The organism is Variovorax sp. 01N425, assembly GCF_056399465.1.
The window spans coordinates 102,014-119,883 of sequence record NZ_JBFTRJ010000020.1 but is presented as its reverse complement, the minus strand read 5'-3'; the positions used below and the strand labels follow the sequence as shown (position 1 = coordinate 119,883).

The 17,870-nt window shown below is 68.3% G+C and carries 19 protein-coding genes and 1 pseudogene; 15 read left to right on the top strand and 5 right to left on the bottom strand.

Annotated elements, in window-relative coordinates:
- A pseudogene (locus AC1DSC_RS28680) lies at window positions 1-215 on the bottom strand (superoxide dismutase [Fe]); the annotation flags it as partial.
- A gap of 50 nt (window positions 216-265) precedes the next feature.
- Window positions 266-1,576 (bottom strand): exodeoxyribonuclease VII large subunit, encoded by a 1,311-nt coding sequence (gene xseA, locus AC1DSC_RS28675; RefSeq protein WP_012747751.1) that lies wholly within the window; start codon window positions 1,574-1,576, stop codon window positions 266-268.
- Between the two features lie 313 nt (window positions 1,577-1,889).
- Here xseA and AC1DSC_RS28670 point away from each other — a divergent pair, with 313 nt between their 5' ends.
- The 6 genes from AC1DSC_RS28670 to adk all read left to right on the top strand — a co-directional run bounded on the left by AC1DSC_RS28670 (window position 1,890) and on the right by adk (window position 5,788).
- Window positions 1,890-2,522: a MotA/TolQ/ExbB proton channel family protein gene (locus AC1DSC_RS28670; protein WP_012747750.1), complete on the top strand. Its 633-nt coding sequence runs from the start codon at window positions 1,890-1,892 to the stop codon at window positions 2,520-2,522.
- 70 nt (window positions 2,523-2,592) lie between these two features.
- Complete coding sequence (locus AC1DSC_RS28665) at window positions 2,593-3,021, top strand: ExbD/TolR family protein (protein ID WP_026284063.1); 429 nt, start codon at window positions 2,593-2,595, stop codon at window positions 3,019-3,021.
- Between the two features lie 24 nt (window positions 3,022-3,045).
- On the top strand, window positions 3,046-4,062 hold the full coding sequence (gene lpxK, locus AC1DSC_RS28660; protein WP_208856322.1) for a tetraacyldisaccharide 4'-kinase: 1,017 nt from the start codon (window positions 3,046-3,048) through the stop codon (window positions 4,060-4,062).
- Window positions 4,043-4,225, top strand: a complete 183-nt coding sequence (locus AC1DSC_RS28655; protein ID WP_007836935.1) for a Trm112 family protein — start codon at window positions 4,043-4,045, stop codon at window positions 4,223-4,225. Before lpxK ends, AC1DSC_RS28655 begins: the two co-directional genes overlap by 20 nt.
- Window positions 4,222-4,995, top strand: coding sequence for a 3-deoxy-manno-octulosonate cytidylyltransferase (gene kdsB, locus AC1DSC_RS28650; RefSeq protein WP_012747747.1), 774 nt, complete (start codon window positions 4,222-4,224; stop codon window positions 4,993-4,995). The genes AC1DSC_RS28655 and kdsB overlap by 4 nt, the downstream gene beginning before the upstream one ends.
- Window positions 4,996-5,131: 136 nt before the next feature.
- Entirely contained in the window at window positions 5,132-5,788 is a 657-nt protein-coding gene (gene adk, locus AC1DSC_RS28645; RefSeq protein ID WP_012747746.1) for an adenylate kinase, read from the top strand.
- A 27-nt stretch (window positions 5,789-5,815) separates the two neighbouring features.
- Here the strand turns inward: adk and AC1DSC_RS28640 are convergent, their stop codons facing one another.
- Window positions 5,816-6,805 (bottom strand): asparaginase, encoded by a 990-nt coding sequence (locus AC1DSC_RS28640; protein WP_012747745.1) that lies wholly within the window; start codon window positions 6,803-6,805, stop codon window positions 5,816-5,818.
- Window positions 6,806-6,878: 73 nt separating this feature from the next.
- Between AC1DSC_RS28640 and lexA the strand changes: the two genes are divergently transcribed.
- The 9 genes from lexA to AC1DSC_RS28595 all read left to right on the top strand — a co-directional run bounded on the left by lexA (window position 6,879) and on the right by AC1DSC_RS28595 (window position 15,981).
- On the top strand, window positions 6,879-7,562 hold the full coding sequence (gene lexA, locus AC1DSC_RS28635; RefSeq protein ID WP_012747744.1) for a transcriptional repressor LexA: 684 nt from the start codon (window positions 6,879-6,881) through the stop codon (window positions 7,560-7,562).
- Window positions 7,563-7,690: 128 nt separating this feature from the next.
- Window positions 7,691-8,059, top strand: coding sequence for a hypothetical protein (locus tag AC1DSC_RS28630; protein WP_012747743.1), 369 nt, complete (start codon window positions 7,691-7,693; stop codon window positions 8,057-8,059).
- A gap of 91 nt (window positions 8,060-8,150) precedes the next feature.
- Window positions 8,151-9,158, top strand: coding sequence for a D-2-hydroxyacid dehydrogenase family protein (locus AC1DSC_RS28625; RefSeq protein WP_012747742.1), 1,008 nt, complete (start codon window positions 8,151-8,153; stop codon window positions 9,156-9,158).
- Window positions 9,159-9,162: 4 nt separating this feature from the next.
- Window positions 9,163-10,323: an MFS transporter gene (locus AC1DSC_RS28620; RefSeq protein WP_012747741.1), complete on the top strand. Its 1,161-nt coding sequence runs from the start codon at window positions 9,163-9,165 to the stop codon at window positions 10,321-10,323.
- 133 nt (window positions 10,324-10,456) lie between these two features.
- A complete protein-coding gene (locus AC1DSC_RS28615) occupies window positions 10,457-11,977 on the top strand; it encodes a 3-hydroxyacyl-CoA dehydrogenase (protein ID WP_012747740.1) in 1,521 nt (506 codons plus the stop codon).
- Window positions 11,978-12,012: 35 nt separating this feature from the next.
- Complete coding sequence (locus AC1DSC_RS28610; RefSeq protein ID WP_012747739.1) at window positions 12,013-12,792, top strand: oxepin-CoA hydrolase, alternative type; 780 nt, start codon at window positions 12,013-12,015, stop codon at window positions 12,790-12,792.
- A 59-nt stretch (window positions 12,793-12,851) separates the two neighbouring features.
- Window positions 12,852-13,571 (top strand): Crp/Fnr family transcriptional regulator, encoded by a 720-nt coding sequence (locus tag AC1DSC_RS28605; RefSeq protein WP_012747738.1) that lies wholly within the window; start codon window positions 12,852-12,854, stop codon window positions 13,569-13,571.
- A 1-nt stretch (window position 13,572) separates the two neighbouring features.
- Complete coding sequence (locus AC1DSC_RS28600) at window positions 13,573-14,679, top strand: phosphotransferase (protein ID WP_012747737.1); 1,107 nt, start codon at window positions 13,573-13,575, stop codon at window positions 14,677-14,679.
- 30 nt (window positions 14,680-14,709) lie between these two features.
- Window positions 14,710-15,981 (top strand): acyl-CoA dehydrogenase family protein, encoded by a 1,272-nt coding sequence (locus tag AC1DSC_RS28595; RefSeq protein WP_012747736.1) that lies wholly within the window; start codon window positions 14,710-14,712, stop codon window positions 15,979-15,981.
- 46 nt (window positions 15,982-16,027) lie between these two features.
- Here AC1DSC_RS28595 and AC1DSC_RS28590 read toward each other — a convergent pair whose 3' ends face one another.
- On the bottom strand, window positions 16,028-16,507 hold the full coding sequence (locus tag AC1DSC_RS28590) for a GNAT family N-acetyltransferase (RefSeq protein ID WP_012747735.1): 480 nt from the start codon (window positions 16,505-16,507) through the stop codon (window positions 16,028-16,030).
- Window positions 16,508-16,509: 2 nt separating this feature from the next.
- Entirely contained in the window at window positions 16,510-17,847 is a 1,338-nt protein-coding gene (glmM, locus tag AC1DSC_RS28585) for a phosphoglucosamine mutase (RefSeq protein ID WP_012747734.1), read from the bottom strand.
- Window positions 17,848-17,870: the final 23 nt, after the last annotated feature.

The following is a 17,870-nucleotide window of genomic DNA, read 5'->3' as shown; positions in this document are numbered from 1 at the left end:
CAGATCTGGGCGGCGTTGTTGTAGATGCCGCCGCTGGACTTCTTGACGATGTCCTCGAGAGGCATCGACTCGAACTCGGTGCCCTTTTGCAGGTTGTTGAGGTTCACCACGTAGGCATTGTGGTGCTTGCCGTAGTGGTACTCGAGGGTCTCCTTCGAGTACTCGGGTGCCAGCGCGTCAAGGGCGTATGGCAGGGGTGGGAGCACATGTTCCATGGTTTTTTCTCGTGGGTTGGTTGTGGGGAATAAAGGATTCTAGAAAGGAATTACGCGCCCGGCGTCGGACGCGTTCCCGTTTTGCCGGGCACGACGGCCAGGTCGACCGAACCATCGGCGAGCCGCGCGACCACGGCATCGCCCGGGCTCAGCTTCTTGGCGCTGACGATCGCGCGGCCGTCGGGATCGGTGAGCCAGGCATAGCCGCGCTGGAGCACCAGCGCAGGATCGAGCAGCCGCAGGCGCAGGGCGACGCGTTCCAGCCGCTCGCGCCGCTGCGCCATCGCGCGCTCGAGCCTGAGCGGAAAATCGGCAGCAATCGCGCGCGGCACCTGGGCCAGGCGCTCGGCCCTGGACAGCAGCGCATAGCGCAGCCGCTGCGAATGATGCGCGAGCCGCAGCTGCTGGCGCGCCACCAGCCCGGAGGGCCGGCCCAGGCGCGCTGCCGCCTGGTCGAGGCGCTGCCCCAGTACATCGAGGCGCGCACCCAGTGCGCTGTCGAGCCGTTCATCCAGCAGATCGATCGCACCGAGCCACATCGCCTGGGGCGCGCTGACGAGCTCCGCCGCGGCCGTGGGCGTGGGCGCGCGCAGGTCGGCGCAGAAGTCGGCGATGGTGAAGTCGGTTTCGTGGCCGACGCCGCAGATCAGCGGAACCGGGCTTTGGACGATGGTGCGCGCCAGGGCTTCATCATTGAACGCCCAGAGATCCTCGATGGAGCCGCCGCCGCGCACCAGCAGGATCACGTCGACGGCCGGTTCCAGTGCGTACAGCGATTGCAGCGCGCGCACGAGTTCCGCCGGCGCGTTGGCGCCCTGCACCGCCGCCGGCGCCAGCACCACGGGAATGTGCGGCACGCGGCGCCGCAGCGCCGTGACCACGTCGTGCAGCGCCGCGGCGCCGAGCGAGGTGACGAGGCCGACCGCGCGCGGCATGACCGGCAGCGCCCGCTTGCGCTCCGGATCGAAGAGCCCTTCGGCCTCGAGCCGCGCCTTGCGCTGCAGGAATTGCTCGAACAGCGCGCCCTGGCCGGCGCGCTGCAGGCTTTCGACCACCAGTTGCAGGTCGCCGCGCGGTTCGTACACCGCGAGCCGCCCGCGCACTTCGACCTGGTCGCCGTCGCGCGGCGAAAAATCGAGCAGGCCCGCGGCGCGCCGGAACATCGCGCAGCGCAGCTGGCCGGACGAATCCTTGAGCGCGAAGTAACAATGTCCGCTCGACGCGCGCGAGAAGCCGGAAATCTCGCCGCGCACCGCGACCGGGTTGAAGCGCGCATCGAGCGCGTCGGCCACCGCCCGGCACAGCGCGCCCACAGCCCAGATCCGCGGGCCCGGCGTTGGATTCGAGTCACGCAGGTTCACAGGACACCCGCGCGGCCGGCGGCCACTCTTCCACAGTGGGTTGCCCCGCCTTGGTGCCGCGGTCCGGGCACGGAACAGGTGCACGGTTTGTCGTGCAAGCTGTTGATTTCATTGGAAAAAGAACTGCTCAAAATTCAATCGATCTAGCGGGAGGCCCGTCCCATGCGGGTCCGGACAACTTGCGCAGCGGGTTAATCACAAAGTTATCCACAGAATCTGTGCGTCTTCGCTGACATGCAAACAAGCCGCGTGGCGATGGTGGCCTCGGTGGATAATCGCCGCGCATTTGCAGTCTACGGGGCCGGAGGATTCCTTGTTTTCCATCATAGTTGCCGCGGGCTGGCCGATTTGGCCATTGCTCGCCTGTTCGATCATTGCGCTCGCCTTGGTTATCGAACGTTTCACAAGCCTCAAGACCGTGAGGGTCCTGCCGCCCAAGCTGCTCGACGAAGCCATCACCGTGTCGCACGGTTCCGTGCCGGGGCCCGACGTGGTGACCAAGCTCGAACGCAATTCGATGCTCGGCCAGGTGCTGGCCGCCGGCCTGCGGGCGCTCAACGCCAATCCGCGCTGCACCGAGGACGACCTGCGCGCCGCCATGGAGGCCTCGGGCCGCACCGTGGCGCACAAGCTGGAACGCTACCTGCCGGCGCTGGCCACCATTGCATCGGCGGCACCGCTGCTCGGCCTGTTGGGCACGGTCATCGGCATGATCGAGATCTTCGGCTCGCAGTCGCCCGGCAGCGGCGCGGTGGGCTCCGGGAACCCCGCGCAGTTGGCGCACGGCATTTCGATTGCGCTGTACAACACGGCTTTCGGCCTGATCGTGGCCATTCCGACGCTGATCTTCTGGCGCTATTTCCGCAGCCGGGTCGACGAATACCTGCTGAACCTCGAACTGTCGGGCGAGCGCTTCGCGCGCCATTTGAACGCATTGCGCAAATGATGGGCTTCGCATCGCTTGCAACTGCCTGCGCCACGCCGCCTCGCGGAGGCTTGCCATGAGCCGCGGCCGCATGCAGTTTCGCCACGGTGCGCGCGACGAGCCGGAGATCAACCTGATCCCGTTCATCGACGTGCTGCTGGTCATCCTGATCTTCCTGATGCTGTCGACCACCTACAGCAAGTTCACCGAAATGCAGCTTCGGCTGCCGACGGCGGACGTGGATTCGCAGCGCGACTATCCCAAGGAGGTGATCGTGGCGGTCTCCGCCGACGGCCGCTACTCGATCAACAAGAAGCCGGTGGCCGACCGCAACGTGGACACCGTGGCCGCCGCACTGGGCGCGGCCGCCACGGGCGGCAAGGACAGCGTGGTCATCATCAGCGCCGACGCCAGCAGCCCGCACCAGGCTGTGATCACGGTGATGGAAGCCGCTCGCCGCGTGGGACTGGTGCAGATCACGTTCGCAGCCCAGTCTTCGGCGCAGCAAGCAGGGCACTGAGTGCCGTCGCAGGGCCGCAGCACCATCGGCACGACCGGCCCGATCGCTGTGCCGGCCTCGCGGCTGCAGCGCGCCTGGCTGCATCGCGGCGCGCTGGCTTGCCTGCTGTGGCCCCTGTCGCTGCTCTACGCGGCGCTTTTCGGGCTGCGGCGCTGGCTCTACCGGATGGGATGGCGCACGACCGAACGCGTCCCGGTGCCGGTGATCGTGGTTGGCAACGTGGTTGCCGGCGGCGCGGGCAAGACGCCGGTCGTGATGGCGGTCGTGCGGCACCTGCAGGCCCGCGGGCTACAGGTTGGCGTGGTGTCGCGCGGCTACGGCCGCCGCACCGGCGACTGCCGCGAAGTGCTCGCCGAGAGCAACGCCCATGATGTCGGCGATGAACCGCTGCTGATTCGCCGCGCCACCGGCGTACCGGTGTTCGTGGCGCGGCGCCGCATCGAGGCCGCGCGCGCCCTGCTCGCCCGGCACCCGGCCACGCAGGTCATCGTGAGCGACGACGGGCTGCAGCACCTGGCGCTGGCGCGCGACATCGAGATCTGCGTGTTCGACGACCGCGGCGTGGGCAACGGCTGGCGGCTGCCCGCGGGTCCGCTGCGCGAGCGCTGGCCGCGCCCGTGCGACCTGGTGCTCCACAGCGGGGAACGTCCCGCCTTCAAGGGCGGCTACACCGCCACCCGTTCGCTCGCGCGCGACGCCGTGGCGAGCGACGGCAGACGCACGCCACTCGACGCTCTCGCCGGCGAACCGCTGATCGCGCTGGCGGCCATTGCGCGGCCCGAAGCGTTCTTCGGCATGCTGCGGGCACGCGGGCTGACGCTTGCCGAGACGATCGCCCTGCCGGACCACTACGATTTCGAAGGCTGGCAGCGCCCCGCCGGCACCGGGCAGCGCCTCGTCTGCACCGAAAAAGATGCCGTCAAGCTGTGGCCCAGGGCCCCCGACGCGCTGGCGGTGCCGCTGGACTTCGCACCCTCGCCGGAATTCTTCGCGGCGCTCGACGCAAAGCTATCATCGCTCGATGGATACCAAGCTGCTTGAACTGCTCGTCTGCCCCGTCACCAAGGGCCCGCTGACCTGGAACCCGGAGAAGCAGGAGCTCTGCTCGCGCAGCGCACGCCTGGCCTATCCGGTGCGCGACGGCATCCCCGTGCTGCTCGAGAACGAGGCCCGCACCCTGTCCGACGAAGAGCTGGGGCTGTGAGCTTCACCGTCCTGGTGCCGGCCCGGCTGGCTTCGACGCGGCTGCCCAACAAGCCGCTGGCCGACATTGCCGGCCTGCCCATGGTGGTGCGCGTGGCCCGGCGTGCCAGCCAATCCGGCGCCGCGCGCGTGGTGGTGGCGGGCGACGACGCGGCCATCGTCGAGGCCTGCGCAAGGCATGGCGTGGAAGCCATCCTGACCCGCCAGGACCACCCGAGCGGCTCCGACCGCCTGGCCGAAGCCTGCGAGCAACTGGGGCTGGACGGCAGCGACATCATCGTCAATGTCCAGGGCGACGAGCCGCTGATCGACCCTGCGCTCATCGACGCCGTGGCCTCCGCGCTGGCCGCCCACCCGGAAGCCGCCATGAGCACCGCGGCCCACGAGATCGACTCGCTCGACGACTTCCTGAACCCGAACGTGGTGAAGGCGGTGCTCGATGCGCAGGGCAATGCGCTGTACTTCAGCCGCGCGCCCATTCCGTGGTGGCGCGACGGTTCCGCCAACGGTGCGCCGCCTTCCGTGCTGCCCGCACCGGCGCCGCTGCGGCACATCGGCATCTATGGCTACCGCGCCGGCTTCGTGCGCAGCTTTCCTTCGCTGGCACCCGCACCCGTCGAGGCCACCGAAGCGCTCGAACAACTGCGCGCGCTGTGGCACGGGCATCGCATCGCGGTGCACGTCAGCCATGTCGCGCCGGGGCCTGGCGTCGATACTCCCGCAGACCTCGAGCGCGTGCGCGCGGTCTTCGCCGCCGATCCGGCGCGCTGAAAAAGTGCGCTGCTGCGAGGGCGGCAGCGGAAATTCTTCACGCTGTCGCATGCTATCCTCGACGCAATTCCGCCTTGCCCCGCTCCCGGGCTGACGCTGGGCGCGACACAAGATCGAAGAACCCTCCGAGGACACCATGAGACTAATTTTGCTGGGCGCGCCCGGGGCGGGCAAAGGCACGCAAGCAGCCTTCATCTGCCAGAAATACGGCATTCCTCAGATTTCGACCGGCGACATGCTGCGCGCCGCCGTCAAGGCCGGCACCCCGCTCGGGCAGCAGGCCAAGGCCGTCATGGAGTCCGGCGGGCTCGTGAGCGACGACCTGATCATCAACCTTGTGAAGGAACGCATCGCGCAGCCCGATTGCGCCGGCGGTTTCCTGTTCGACGGCTTCCCGCGCACCATTCCGCAGGCCGACGCCATGAAGGCGGCCGGCGTCAAGCTCGACTACGTGCTCGAAATCGACGTGCCGTTCAGCGACATCATCGAACGCATGAGCGGCCGCCGCTCGCATCCTGCGTCGGGCCGTACCTACCACGTCAAGTTCAATCCGCCCAAGGTCGAAGGCAAGGACGACATCACGGGCGAAGACCTGATCCAGCGCAAGGACGACGAGGAAGAAACCGTGCGCAAGCGGCTCGAGGTCTACAGCCAGCAGACGCGTCCGCTGGTCGACTACTACTCGGCCTGGGCCAAGGCCGATCCGGCCTCGGCGCCGAAGTACCGCGCCATCCAGGGCGTGGGCAGCGTCGAAGAGATCAAGCAGCGCGCACTCGCGGCCCTCAGCAGCTGAATCTCGTCGGCTGCGCGCGGCCGCCGTTCAGGCGGCCACCGTTTCCATCAGTTCCAGCATCAGCGCGATGCGCGCCTTGACGGGCGTGAGCGCACCGGCGTCCCGCAGCGGATCGCCGGACTTCGGCAGGATGCGTCCGTTTGCGCAGCGGGTGGCACGCAGCACCGCCACGCCGGCATCCTGAGCCCGCAGCGCCGCAGCCTCCAGCGCATGGTGCACCGTGCCATTGCCGGTCGCGGCCACGACCAGCCCGCGAACCGGCTCGGCAACGCCCGATGCCCGCTCCTGCAGCAGCAGGTCGACGAGCGCGCCGCTTGCACCCGCATGGCTGGTGACGATCTCGACCCGGGGCCAGCGCACCGCCGCGCCTGCCTTTGGCTCAGGAATTTTCGGGACCGCGCCCATCGGCTGCGGCCAGTCGCGCAGGCGCCGCACTGCCCCCTCTTCCACATAGCCGACCGGCCCGGCATCGCCCGATGAAAACGCGTCGGGGCGGTAGGTGTGCACCTTCTGCACATCGAGCGCGCCGTGGATGGCACCCGCGCAGACCACCGTCACGCCGTGCGCCGCCGGCGTGGCCGCCACGGCGATGGCATCGCGCAGGTTCTGCGGACCGTCGGGCGAAAGCGAACTGGCCGGGCGCATGGCGCAGGTCAGCACCACGGGCTTGCCGGCCGCAAGCACCGCCTGGAGGAAGAAAGCCGTTTCCTCGATGGTGTCGGTGCCGTGCGTGATCACCACGCCCGCCACGTCGGCCTCGGCCAGCCAGGAGGCGCAGCGCCTGGCGAGCTGCAGCCAGACGTCGAAAGCCATGTCCTTGCTGTCGAGCTGCGCCACCTGCTCCGCCACGAGCGCCAGCCCTGCGGGCGCATCGATGCCGCCGAGCAGGTCCGCCACACCCACTTCTCCGGCGGTGTAGCCTATGTTGTCGGCACCGCTCGCGGCCCGGCCTGCGATGGTGCCGCCGGTGCCCAGGACCACGATGCGCCGCAGGCCGGAGGAAAGGGAATTAACCATGGGTTGCCAACTTTTAAAAACTGGTTAAAAATACAGGTACTGGATATTCAGCCAGTGCCGCAAGGAACCACATATGCAGTTCGCCGTGAAGCTTACCGCCCGCCAGCAGCAGATCCTGGACTTGATCCAGAGCGCCATCGCCCGTACCGGCGCGCCGCCTACGCGGGCCGAAATCGCCAATGAGCTGGGTTTCAAGTCGGCCAATGCCGCCGAGGAGCACCTGCAGGCCCTGGCCCGCAAGGGCGTGATCGAACTCGTGAGCGGCACTTCGCGCGGCATCCGGCTCAAGGGCGACGCGCTGCGTTCGCTCAACGAGTCGCGCCACCGCGAAGGCGGCCAGTTCTCCCTCTCGCTGCCCGGCATGTCGCAGCTCGCGCTGCCCCTCATCGGCCGTGTGGCGGCGGGCTCGCCAATCCTCGCGCAAGAGCACGTCGACCAGACCTACTACGTCGAGAACACGCTGTTCCAGCGCCAGCCCGACTACCTGCTCAAGGTGCGCGGCATGTCCATGCGCGATGCCGGCATCATGGACGGCGACCTGCTCGCGGTCCAGGCCACCAAGGAGGCGCGCAACGGCCAGATCGTGGTGGCACGCCTGGGCGACGAGGTCACGGTCAAGCGCCTCAAGCGCAACAAGCAGGTCATCGAGCTGCACGCTGAAAACCCCGACTACCCGACCATCGTGGTCCAGCCCGGCGAGCCCTTCGAGATCGAAGGCCTGGCGGTGGGCCTCATCCGCAACACCATGCTGATGTAGGCCGCGCGGCCTGCACCCCATCCGGCCGCAACAGGTGGCGGGCGTATGGCGCTTTGTCGCCATCACCCTGTTGCGTCCATTCAAAGAAATCCTGCCTGTGTTCAACCTCAGACTTTTTTGGAGTTCACATGGGAATCGCCCTCCTCGCCATCGCTGATTTGTGGATGCCGCTGCAATCGCTTGCAAGCCGGCTGCTGCCAGCGCGCCGCCCGGCCCGTCGCGACGCCGCCGGCACATCCGCCGGGTTGCGCTACGTCGCGGTCCGGCCGGCCTGCACGGCCCGCGCGCAGGCGGCAGCGCCCAGCGCAGCGCCGGCGCCCGTGCGGCCGCTGCGCGTCATCCGGGTGGTCGACGGCCGCCAAGGCGACAAACGCAGCACCAACCGCATGGTGATCTCGGGCCGCATGGCCGATGTCTGCGCCGAGCTCGACCGGCTGGCGGCACTCGAGGCGATGGAAGCCATCAGCCCCTCGCCCCGCTCCACCCAGCTGCACTGAACCCGTGCACCCCCGGTGACCGCTACCCGGGGTGGGTATCCAAACGTTCACACGCGCGCCATGCCAATGCTGCGAGGCACAATGGCACGCCATGAACATTGTGATCCTCGACGATTACCAGGACGCCGTGCGCAAGCTGCGCTGCGCCGCCAAGCTGGACGCGTATGCAGCCAAGGTCTACACCAACACGGTCAAGGGCATCGGGCAGCTCTCGGTGCGGCTGAAGGATGCCGACGTGATCGTGCTGATCCGCGAGCGCACCCACATCTCTCGCCAGCTGATCGAAAAGCTCCCCAAGCTCAAGCTCATTTCGCAGACCGGGCGCGTGGGCGGCCATATCGATGTCACGGCCTGCACGGAGCGCGGCGTGGCGGTGGCCGAGGGCACCGGCTCGCCGCAGGCGCCTGCCGAGCTGACCTGGGCACTGATCATGGCGGCCATGCGCCGCCTGCCGCAGTACATCAGCAACCTCAAGCACGGGGCCTGGCAGCAATCGGGGCTCAAGTCGGCCTCCATGCCGCCCAATTTCGGGCTGGGCTCGGTGCTCAAGGGCAAGACGCTCTGCATCTGGGGCTACGGCCGCATCGGCCAGCTGGTGGCGCGCTACGGACAGGCCTTCGGCATGCAGGTGGTGATCTGGGGGCGCGAGGCAAGCTGTGCCAAGGCACGCTCCGACGGCTTCCAGGTGGCGCAGAACCGCCACGAGTTCTTCGCCGCGGCCGACGTGCTGTCGGTGCATCTGCGGCTCAACGAGGAAACCACCGGTCTGGTCAAGCTCGAGGATCTTTCGCGCATGAAGCCGACCGCGCTCTTCGTCAACACCTCGCGCGCCGAACTGGTCGAGGCCGATGCGCTGCTTGCTGCGCTCAACCGCGGCCGGCCCGGACTGGCGGCGGTCGACGTGTTCGAGAGCGAGCCGCCGCTGCAGGGCCATGCGCTGCTGCGGCTGGAGAACTGCATCTGCACGCCGCACATCGGCTATGTCGAGCAGGACAGCTACGAAAGCTATTTCGGCCAGGCTTTCGACAATGTCGTGAGCTTCATCAAGGGCAACCCCACCAACATCGTGAACCCCGGCGCGCTGCAGGTTCGCCGGTGAATCCATGAGCCGCCGGGCCGCGCCCCGGGGCGCACTGTGGGCCTTGCTGGCCGGCAATTTCGTGATCGGCACGGGCGTGATGGTGGTGCCCGGCACGCTCAATGAAATCAGCGCGTCGCTGTCTGTCTCTGTGGCGACTGCGGGCCAGCTGATCACGGTGGCCGCGGTCGTGATGTGCCTGGGCGCGCCGCTGCTGGCGGCAGCTGTCGCAGGCTGGGACCGCCGCCAGCTGCTCGCCCTCACCCTGCTCTGGTACGCGGCCGGGCATGCCATTGCGGCGCTGATGCCGAGCTTCGGTGCCCTGCTGCCGGTGCGCATGCTCACGGTGGTGGCGCCCGCCATCTTCACGCCCCAGGCTGCGGCCTGCGCCGGCATGCTGGTGCCGCCGGAGCATCGCGGCCGCGCCGTGACTTTCGTCTTCCTGGGCTGGTCGCTGGCCTCGGTGCTCGGGCTGCCCATCGGTGCGCTGGTGGGCGGCCATCTCGGCTGGCGCATGGCTTTCGGAGCGATCGCGCTGCTGAGCATCGCCAGTGCGGCATCGATCTGGCTGACCCTGCCGCAGGGCATCCGCCCCGCGGCGCTGACGGCGGCCGCCTGGGCGCGCGTGCTGCGCAGCCCGGTGCTGATGGGCATCGTCTCGGTCACAGCGCTGCAGGGGGCTGGCCAGTTCGTGCTGTTCAGCTATTTCGGGCCGATCCTGAAGCGGGACTTCGGCGCGGACCCCACCATGCTGAGCCTGATGTGGGCGCTGTTCGGCGTGTTCGGCCTTGCGGGCAACATGCTCGTGAGCCGGTTCATCGACCGCGTGGGCGCGGGCCGCATGGTGCTGCTGACGAGTTCGCTGATCGCGCTGAGCCTCTTCCTTTGGCCATGGGCCGGTACGCTGCCGTGGCTGGCGGCGGTGCTCGTGCCCTGGGGGCTGGGCTGCTTCGCGACCAATTCGGCGCAGCAGGCGCGGCTGGTCGGCCTGGCCCCCGCGCTCGCGCCGGGCTCGGTGGCGCTGAACAGTTCCGGCATCTATGTCGGCCAGGCGGTGGGTGCCGGGCTGGGTGGATGGCTGCTTGCCAACGACGCGGTCGCGTGGATGAACTGGGCCGGTTTTGCCCTGCTGCTCGCGGCCATCGGCCTGAGCGTGGCCATCGACCGCAGCCGCCGGCCGGCCTGACCGCGCGGCGGCCCCGCGTAAAACCCGGCATGCCCCTGCGGCCGATGGCTGCAAAATCGAAGGCTGCGCAAACTCCGGGCCCGGTGCCTGCAGGCGGCCCCGGACACCCTCCAACCAGCGAAGATCTTTTCCAATGACAGTCAACTACACCCGGATCGGCGTCGTCGGCGCCGGCGCCATGGGCCGAGGCATCGCACAGATCGCGGCCCAGGCGGGCAGCGAAGTGCTGCTGCTCGACAGTTTTGCAGGTGCCGCCGAACGCGGGCGCGAAGCCCTCGCGGCCCAATGGAACAAGCTGCACGAGAAGGGCAAGATCGACGCCGCGGCGCGCGATGCGCAAATCGCCCGCGTGAAGGCGGTCGACTCGGTCGGGGCACTGGCCCAGTGCGACCTGGTCATCGAAGCGGTGGTCGAAGACCTCGAAGTCAAGCGCAAGCTGTTCCGCGAACTCGAAACAGTGGTCGCGCCCACGACCACGCTGGCCACCAACACCTCGTCGCTGTCGGTCACGGCCATTGCGGCCGGGCTCGCGCATCCGGAGCGCGTGGCGGGCTTTCACTTCTTCAACCCGGTGCCGCTGATGAAGGTGGTCGAGGTGGTGGCCGGCTTCAAGACTTCGGCCGAGGTCTGCAAGCAGCTCGCGGGCTATGCGGTGCAGATGGGCCACAGCGCCGTGCAGGCGCAGGACACGCCGGGCTTCATCGTCAACCACGCGGGCCGCGGCTACGGCACGGAAGCACTGCGCATCGTCGGCGAAGGCGTGGCCGATTTCGCCACCATCGACCGCATCCTGAAGGAGCAGGCCGGCTTTCGCCTGGGCCCCTTCGAGCTGATGGACCTGACCGCGCTCGATGTGTCGCATCCGGTGATGGAATCGATCTACCACCAGTACTACGAGGAGCCGCGCTTCCGTCCGAGCGTGATCACCGCCCAGCGGCTGGCGGCCGGCGTGCTGGGCCGCAAGACCAATGAAGGCTTCTACCGCTACAACGACGGCGTGATGCAGCAGCCCGCCGAGCCGGCGGTGCCGGTGGTGGCGGCGATGCCCTCGGTCTGGGTTTCGCCGCGCGCTGCGCGCCGGGCCGAGCTGCTGCGGCTGGTGAACGCACTGGGCGCGCAGATCGACAGCGGCGCCACGGCGGCGCCCACGTCGCTGATCCTGGTGGCCCCGCTGGGCTTCGACGTGACCACGGTGGCCGCGGTCGAGCGGCTGGACGCCACGCGCACGATGGGCATCGACATGCTGATCGACGATGCCGCCACCAAGCGCCGCGTGCTCGCCACCAACCCCGCCACGCGGCGCGACATCCGCGATGCGGCGCATGCGCTCTTCGCGCGCGATGCAAAGGCGGTGAGCGTGATCCGCGACAGCGGCGGCTTCGTGACGCAGCGCGTGATCGGCACCATCGTGAACATTGCCGCCGACATGTGCCAGCAGCGCGTCTGCTCGCCGGCCGACCTCGAAACCGCGGTCCAGCTGGGCCTGGGCTATCCGCGCGGCCCGCTGGCCATGGGCAACCTGTACGGCCCGACCAACATGCTCGAAGTGCTGTTCAACCTGCAGACCGTCTACGGCGATCCGCGCTACCGCCCCAGCCCCTGGCTGCGCCGCCGCGGTGCGATCGGCCTGAGCCTGCTGCACGAAGAAGAATAAGCAGACCAACACCAAAAAACGAAAGCATCACAGCGATGACCGCCGAACTGAAGAGCACCAGCGAGGGACGCACCATGGTGCTGACGATCGCCAACCCGACCCAGCGCAATGCCCTGGGCCCCGAGATCTACGCCGCAGGCATCGAGGCGCTCAACGGCGCCGAGAGCAGCGATGAGATCCGCAGCGTCGTCATCGTGGGCGAAGCCGCATGGTTCTGCGCCGGCGGCTCGCTGCAGCGGCTGTCCGACAACCGGCAGCGCGATCCTTCGGTGCAGGCCGAAAGCATCGAGGGCCTGCACAACTGGATCGACTCGATCCGCGCCTTCCCCAAGCCCATCATCGCGGCGGTCGAAGGCGCGGCCGCAGGTGCCGGCTTCTCGCTGGCACTGGCCTGCGATTTCGTGGTGGCCGCGCGCGACGCGGTCTTTGCGGCGTCGTACAGCAACGTGGCGCTCTCGCCCGACGGCGGCCTGAGCTGGCAGCTCGCGCGTGCATTGCCGCGCCAGCTGGCCAGCGAGTGGCTGATGTGCGGCGAGCGCATCGGCGCGCCGCGGCTGCATGCGCTCGGGCTGGTCAACGAACTGAGCGAGCACGGCCAGGCGCTTGCAAGCGCCCTGGCGCTGGCGGCCCGGCTCAATGCACGCGCGCCCAATTCGCTGGCCAGCATCAAGGAGCTGCTGAGCGAAGCGCCCGGCGCCACCTTCGCGTCGCAGCTCTCGCAGGAGCGCGACCATTTCGTTCGCAACCTGCACCACCCGAATGCGGGCGTCGGCATTGCCGCGTTCATCGACAAGAAACCACCGCACTACGAGTAGCGGCACGCCGTCGCTCCTGCGACACCCCTCAGTTTTTCAGTCGCCGACAGGACAGACCAATGGACGACCCCATTCTTACCATCGAAGAACGTGAAGCGATCAACAGTGGTCGCTGGTTTTCTTCTCTTTCTCCATCGCTACGGCACGACATCCTCCGATGTGCTTTCGTCAAACGCTTCAAGGACGGCGACCTGATCGCTGCCCGCGGCGACCCTCCCGACCACTGGATCGCCTGCGCCAAGGGCGCGGTGCGCGTCAGCTCGACGGCCGTCTCGGGCAAGCAGGTGACGCTGACCTACGTGGAGCCGGGCATCTGGTTCGGCGACGTGGCGATGTTCGACGGGGACCGGCGCACGCACGATGCCTATGCGCATGGGGACACCACCATCCTGTGCGTGGCGCGGGCCGACTTCCAGAAGATCCTGGCTGCGCACGTGGAGCTGTACGAAGCGCTGATGCGGCTGCAGGCGCGCCGCATCCGCACGCTGTTCGGGCTGGTGGAAGACCTCAACACCCTGCCCCTGCGTGCACGCCTGGCCAAGCAGCTCATCCACCTGGTGCGCAGCTACGGCGTGCCCAACCTGGAAGACGGCAGCCAGATGCGCATCGGCCTGCAGCTGGCGCAGGAAGAACTCGCCCAGCTGCTCGGCGCCTCGCGCCAGCGCGTCAACCAGGAACTCAAGACCATGGAACGCGAGGGCACCATCCGCATCGAGCCGGGCGGCCTGGTCGTATTGGACCGCGCAGCATTGATGCGCGTCTCGGAAGCAGATCATTGACATGAGCCAGGACTTCTCCAACTTCATCGGCACCCGTGCGGTCTCGCAGCAGCATGCCTTCGACGTCGAGGCGCTCGCCGCGTGGCTGGCGAAGAACCTCGACGGCTTCCAGGGACCGCTGACGGTCGAGATGTTCAAGGGCGGGCAATCGAACCCGACCTACAAGCTCGTCACGCCCACGCAGAGCTACGTGATGCGCGCCAAGCCGGGCCCGGTTGCCAAGCTGCTGCCCTCGGCCCATGCGGTGGAGCGTGAATTCAAGGTCATGAGCGGCCTGGCCGGCACCGGCGTGCCCGTGCCGCGCATGCATTGCCTGTGCGAGGACGAAGCCGTGATCGGCCGCGCTTTCTACGTGATGGAGTTCATGCAGGGCCGCGTGCTGTGGGACCAGGCCCTGCCCGGCATGGACAACGCCGGGCGCGCGGCCATCTACGACGAGATGAACCGCGTCATCGCGGCGCTGCACACCGTGAAGTTCGCCGAGCGCGGCCTTGCGGACTACGGCAAGCCCGGCAACTACTTCGAGCGCCAGATCGGCCGCTGGAGCAAGCAGTACAAGGCCTCGGCCGATGGCGCCGGTGAACTGTCGCAGCCGATCGAGGCCATGGAGCGCCTGATCGACTGGCTTCCCGCCCATATGCCGGCGAGCGCGCGCGACGAGACCAAGGTTTCGATCGTCCATGGCGACTACCGCCTGGACAACGTGATGTTCCATGCCACGGAGCCGCGGATCATCGCGGTGCTCGACTGGGAGCTCTCCACGCTGGGCCATCCGCTGGCGGACTTCAGCTACCACTGCATGTCCTGGCACATGCCCCCCACCACGGGCCGCGGCATCGGCGGCGTGGATGTCGCGGCGCTGGGCATACCCACCGAGAGCGAATACATCCGCCGCTACTGCGAGCGCACGCGCATCACCACGCCCGAGGCGCTGGCGCCCGACTGGAATTTCTACCAGGCCTACAACCTGTTCCGCATGGCCGCGATCCTGCAAGGCATTGCCAAGCGGGTCGAGGCAGGCACCGCATCGAGCGAGCAGGCCGTGGCTTCGGCCCGCGGCGCGCGCCCCATGGCCGAAATGGCCTGGCAGTTTGCCCAGAAGGCATAACCGCCCCCACACCCCACCAGGAGACAGACGATGGACTTCGAATACTCGGCAAAAACCAAGGAGCTCCAGAAGCGCGTGAGCGCATTCATGGATGCGCACATCTATCCGGCCGAAGCCGAGTATTCCGCCGAGCTGGCCGCCAACACGGCCGCAGGCAAGCGCTGGACCGCGCTCAAGACCGTCGAGAAGCTCAAGGAAAAGGCCAAGGCCCAGGGCCTGTGGAACCTGTTCCTGCCGGTCGACAGCGCGGCCGCCTCGGGCTACGAAGGCGCCGGCCTCACCAACCAGGAATACGCGCCGCTGGCCGAGATCATGGGCCGCGTGCCATGGGCCTCGGAAGCCTTCAACTGCTCGGCGCCGGACACGGGCAACATGGAGACCATTGCCCGCTACGGCTCCGAAGCCATCAAGGCGCGCTGGCTCAAGCCGCTGCTCGAAGGCCAGATCCGCTCGGCCTTCGCCATGACCGAACCCGATGTCGCCTCCAGCGACGCGACCAACATCTCGACCCGCATCGAGCGCCAGGGCGACGAGTACGTCATCAACGGCCGCAAGTGGTGGATCTCGGGCGCTGCCGATCCGCGCTGCGCCGTCTTCATCACCATGGGCAAGAGCGACCCCGACGCGCCGCGGCATTCGCAGCAGAGCATGATCATCGTGCCGGCCGACGCCAAGGGCATCCGCATCGTGCGGCCGCTCAACGTGATGGGCTACGACGACGCGCCGCACGGCCACGTCGAGATGTACTTCGAGAACGTGCGCGTGCCGGCCGACAACATGCTGCTCGGCGAAGGCCGCGGCTTCGAAATTGCCCAGGGCCGCCTCGGCCCCGGACGCATCCACCACTGCATGCGCCTGATCGGCCTGGCCGAGCGCGCGCTCGAGCTGATGTGCAAGCGCGCCTCCTCGCGCGTGGCCTTCGGCAAGACCGTCGCCTCGCAGACCGTCACGCAGGAGCGCATCGCCGAAGCGCGCTGCAAGATCGACATGGCGCGCCTGCTCACGCTCAAGGCCGCATGGCTGATGGACGTGGCCGGCAACAAGGTCGCCAAGAACGAGATCGCGATGATCAAGGTGGTCGCGCCCAGCATGGCCTGCCAGGTGATCGACTGGGCCATGCAGGTCCACGGCGGCGGCGGCATGTCCGATGACTTCCCGCTCGCCTACGCCTATGCCGGCGCGCGCACGCTGCGCTTCGCGGACGGCCCGGACGAAGTGCACCGCAATGCGATCGCCAAGTGGGAGCTGGGCAAGTACGCGCCGAACAAGGGCGATGCCGACATGCCCGTCACGCGCTTCTGATTTGTGAGGGCCGACGGCGAACCATGCGCCTCGGCCCTTTTCTCTTTCAGAGCTTCTTCTGCAAAAAGACGGCGTGCCCGAACGCCGGATCGAGCTGATAGCCGGCGAAGCCCTCGCGTTCATAGCTGCGCAGCGCCGGCGCATTGCCCGACAGCACCTCGAGCGTGAGCTTGCAGGCGCCGCGCGCGCGGGCCTCCTGCTCCACCCGCGCAAGCATGCGCTGCGCGATGCGCCGGCCGCGATGGCTGGGCAGCACGACCACGTCGTGCACATTGACCAGCGGCTTGCAGGCGAAGGTCGAGAAGCCTTCGATGCAGTTGACCAGGCCCACGGGCGTTGGCCCGTCGTACGCGAGCACGCTGAAGGCTTGCGGCCTCGCGGCCAGCGCCGCAGGCAGCTCGGCCAGCACACCCGCTTCGAGCGGCGTGCCGCCGCCCGCGGGATCGCGTGCGTAGGCGTCGAGCAGGCCGACCAGCGCAGCCGCGTGCGCGGCGTTGCGGTAGTCCGCCAGCACGACCTCGACCATCGTCACCGTGCAGGTTCCAGGGTGGCGGCAAGCCGCTGCGCGCAAGACTGCGCCTGCTTCGCATCGCGCGCCTCGACCATCACGCGCACCAGCGGTTCGGTGCCGCTCGCACGGATCAGCACACGGCCGCTGTCGCCGAGCTCGGCTTCGATGCGGCGCGTTTCGCCGGCCAGCGCATCGTTGTTCTTCCAGTCCTGTCCCGGCGTCAGGCGGACATTGATCAGCACCTGCGGAAACAGCGTGATCTCCGCGAGCAGCTGCGCCACCGTCTTGCCGCTGCGCACGCAGGCCTGCAGCACCTGCAGCGCGCTCACGATGCCGTCCCCGGTGGTGTGGCGGTCGAGCGCCAGCAGGTGGCCCGAGCCCTCGCCGCCCAGGAGCCAGCCGCGCTTTTCGAGTTCCTCGAGCACATAGCGGTCGCCCACCTTGGCGCGCACCAGCTCGATGCCCTGCCCGCGCAGCGCCACCTCGATCGCCTTGTTGGTCATGAGCGTGCCGACCACGCCTGCCGGCTTGTCGCCGCGCGCGATGCGCTCCGCCACCATGAGGTAGAGCAGCTCGTCGCCATTGAACAGCCGCCCGCTGGCGTCGACCAGTTGCAGGCGATCGGCGTCGCCGTCGAGCGCGATGCCGTAGTCGGCCTTCTGCGCCGTGACGGCCTCGACCAGCGCGGCCGGATGGGTCGCGCCGAAGCCCTTGTTGATGTTGAGGCCGTCGGGTGCGCAGCCGATGCTGCTGACCTCGGCACCCAGTTCGTGGAACACATTCGGCGCCACCTGGTAGGCCGCGCCATGCGCCGCATCGACCACGAGCTTCATGCCGCGCAGCGTCAGGTCGTTGGCGAAGGTGCTCTTGCAGAACTCGATGTAGCGGCCCGGCGCGTCGTTGAGGCGGCGTGCCTTGCCGAGATTGGCGGAGTCGACCCACACGGGAGCCTCCTCGAGCGCGGCTTCCACTGCAAGCTCCCATGCATCGTCGAGCTTGGTTCCCTGCGCGCTGAAGAACTTGATGCCGTTATCTGGATAGGCGTTGTGGCTGGCGCTGATCACCACGCCCAGGCTCGCGCGCTGGGCGCGGGTCAGGTAGGCGACGCCGGGCGTCGGCAGCGGCCCCAGCAGCACCACGTCGACCCCCGCGGAGTTGAAGCCCGACTCCAGCGCGGACTCGAGCATGTAGCCCGAGATGCGCGTGTCCTTGCCGATCAGCACCGTGGGGCGCGCCTCGCTCTTCTTGAGCACGCGGCCCACGGCATGCGCGAGGCGCAGCACGAAATCGGGCGTGATGGGCGACTGGCCGACCGTGCCGCGGATGCCGTCGGTGCCAAAGTATTTGCGGGTCATGGATTCGTTCTTGTTCTCGGGTT

What these genes read in the sequence shown, in the direction of transcription:
- AC1DSC_RS28630 (WP_012747743.1), top strand. Translation starts at nt 7,691, where the DNA reads ATGGGAATCGCCCTCCTCGCCATCGCTGATTTGTGGATGCCGCTGCAA.
- AC1DSC_RS28600 (WP_012747737.1), top strand. Translation starts at nt 13,573, where the DNA reads ATGAGCCAGGACTTCTCCAACTTCATCGGCACCCGTGCGGTCTCGCAG.
- AC1DSC_RS28605 (WP_012747738.1), top strand. Translation starts at nt 12,852, where the DNA reads ATGGACGACCCCATTCTTACCATCGAAGAACGTGAAGCGATCAACAGT.
- AC1DSC_RS28595 (WP_012747736.1), top strand. Translation starts at nt 14,710, where the DNA reads ATGGACTTCGAATACTCGGCAAAAACCAAGGAGCTCCAGAAGCGCGTG.
- AC1DSC_RS28590 (WP_012747735.1), bottom strand. Translation starts at nt 16,507, where the DNA reads ATGGTCGAGGTCGTGCTGGCGGACTACCGCAACGCCGCGCACGCGGCT.
- glmM (WP_012747734.1), bottom strand. Translation starts at nt 17,847, where the DNA reads ATGACCCGCAAATACTTTGGCACCGACGGCATCCGCGGCACGGTCGGC.
- lexA (WP_012747744.1), top strand. Translation starts at nt 6,879, where the DNA reads ATGCAGTTCGCCGTGAAGCTTACCGCCCGCCAGCAGCAGATCCTGGAC.
- AC1DSC_RS28640 (WP_012747745.1), bottom strand. Translation starts at nt 6,805, where the DNA reads ATGGTTAATTCCCTTTCCTCCGGCCTGCGGCGCATCGTGGTCCTGGGC.
- adk (WP_012747746.1), top strand. Translation starts at nt 5,132, where the DNA reads ATGAGACTAATTTTGCTGGGCGCGCCCGGGGCGGGCAAAGGCACGCAA.
- AC1DSC_RS28615 (WP_012747740.1), top strand. Translation starts at nt 10,457, where the DNA reads ATGACAGTCAACTACACCCGGATCGGCGTCGTCGGCGCCGGCGCCATG.
- AC1DSC_RS28665 (WP_026284063.1), top strand. Translation starts at nt 2,593, where the DNA reads ATGCAGTTTCGCCACGGTGCGCGCGACGAGCCGGAGATCAACCTGATC.
- AC1DSC_RS28610 (WP_012747739.1), top strand. Translation starts at nt 12,013, where the DNA reads ATGACCGCCGAACTGAAGAGCACCAGCGAGGGACGCACCATGGTGCTG.
- AC1DSC_RS28620 (WP_012747741.1), top strand. Translation starts at nt 9,163, where the DNA reads ATGAGCCGCCGGGCCGCGCCCCGGGGCGCACTGTGGGCCTTGCTGGCC.
- AC1DSC_RS28625 (WP_012747742.1), top strand. Translation starts at nt 8,151, where the DNA reads ATGAACATTGTGATCCTCGACGATTACCAGGACGCCGTGCGCAAGCTG.
- AC1DSC_RS28655 (WP_007836935.1), top strand. Translation starts at nt 4,043, where the DNA reads ATGGATACCAAGCTGCTTGAACTGCTCGTCTGCCCCGTCACCAAGGGC.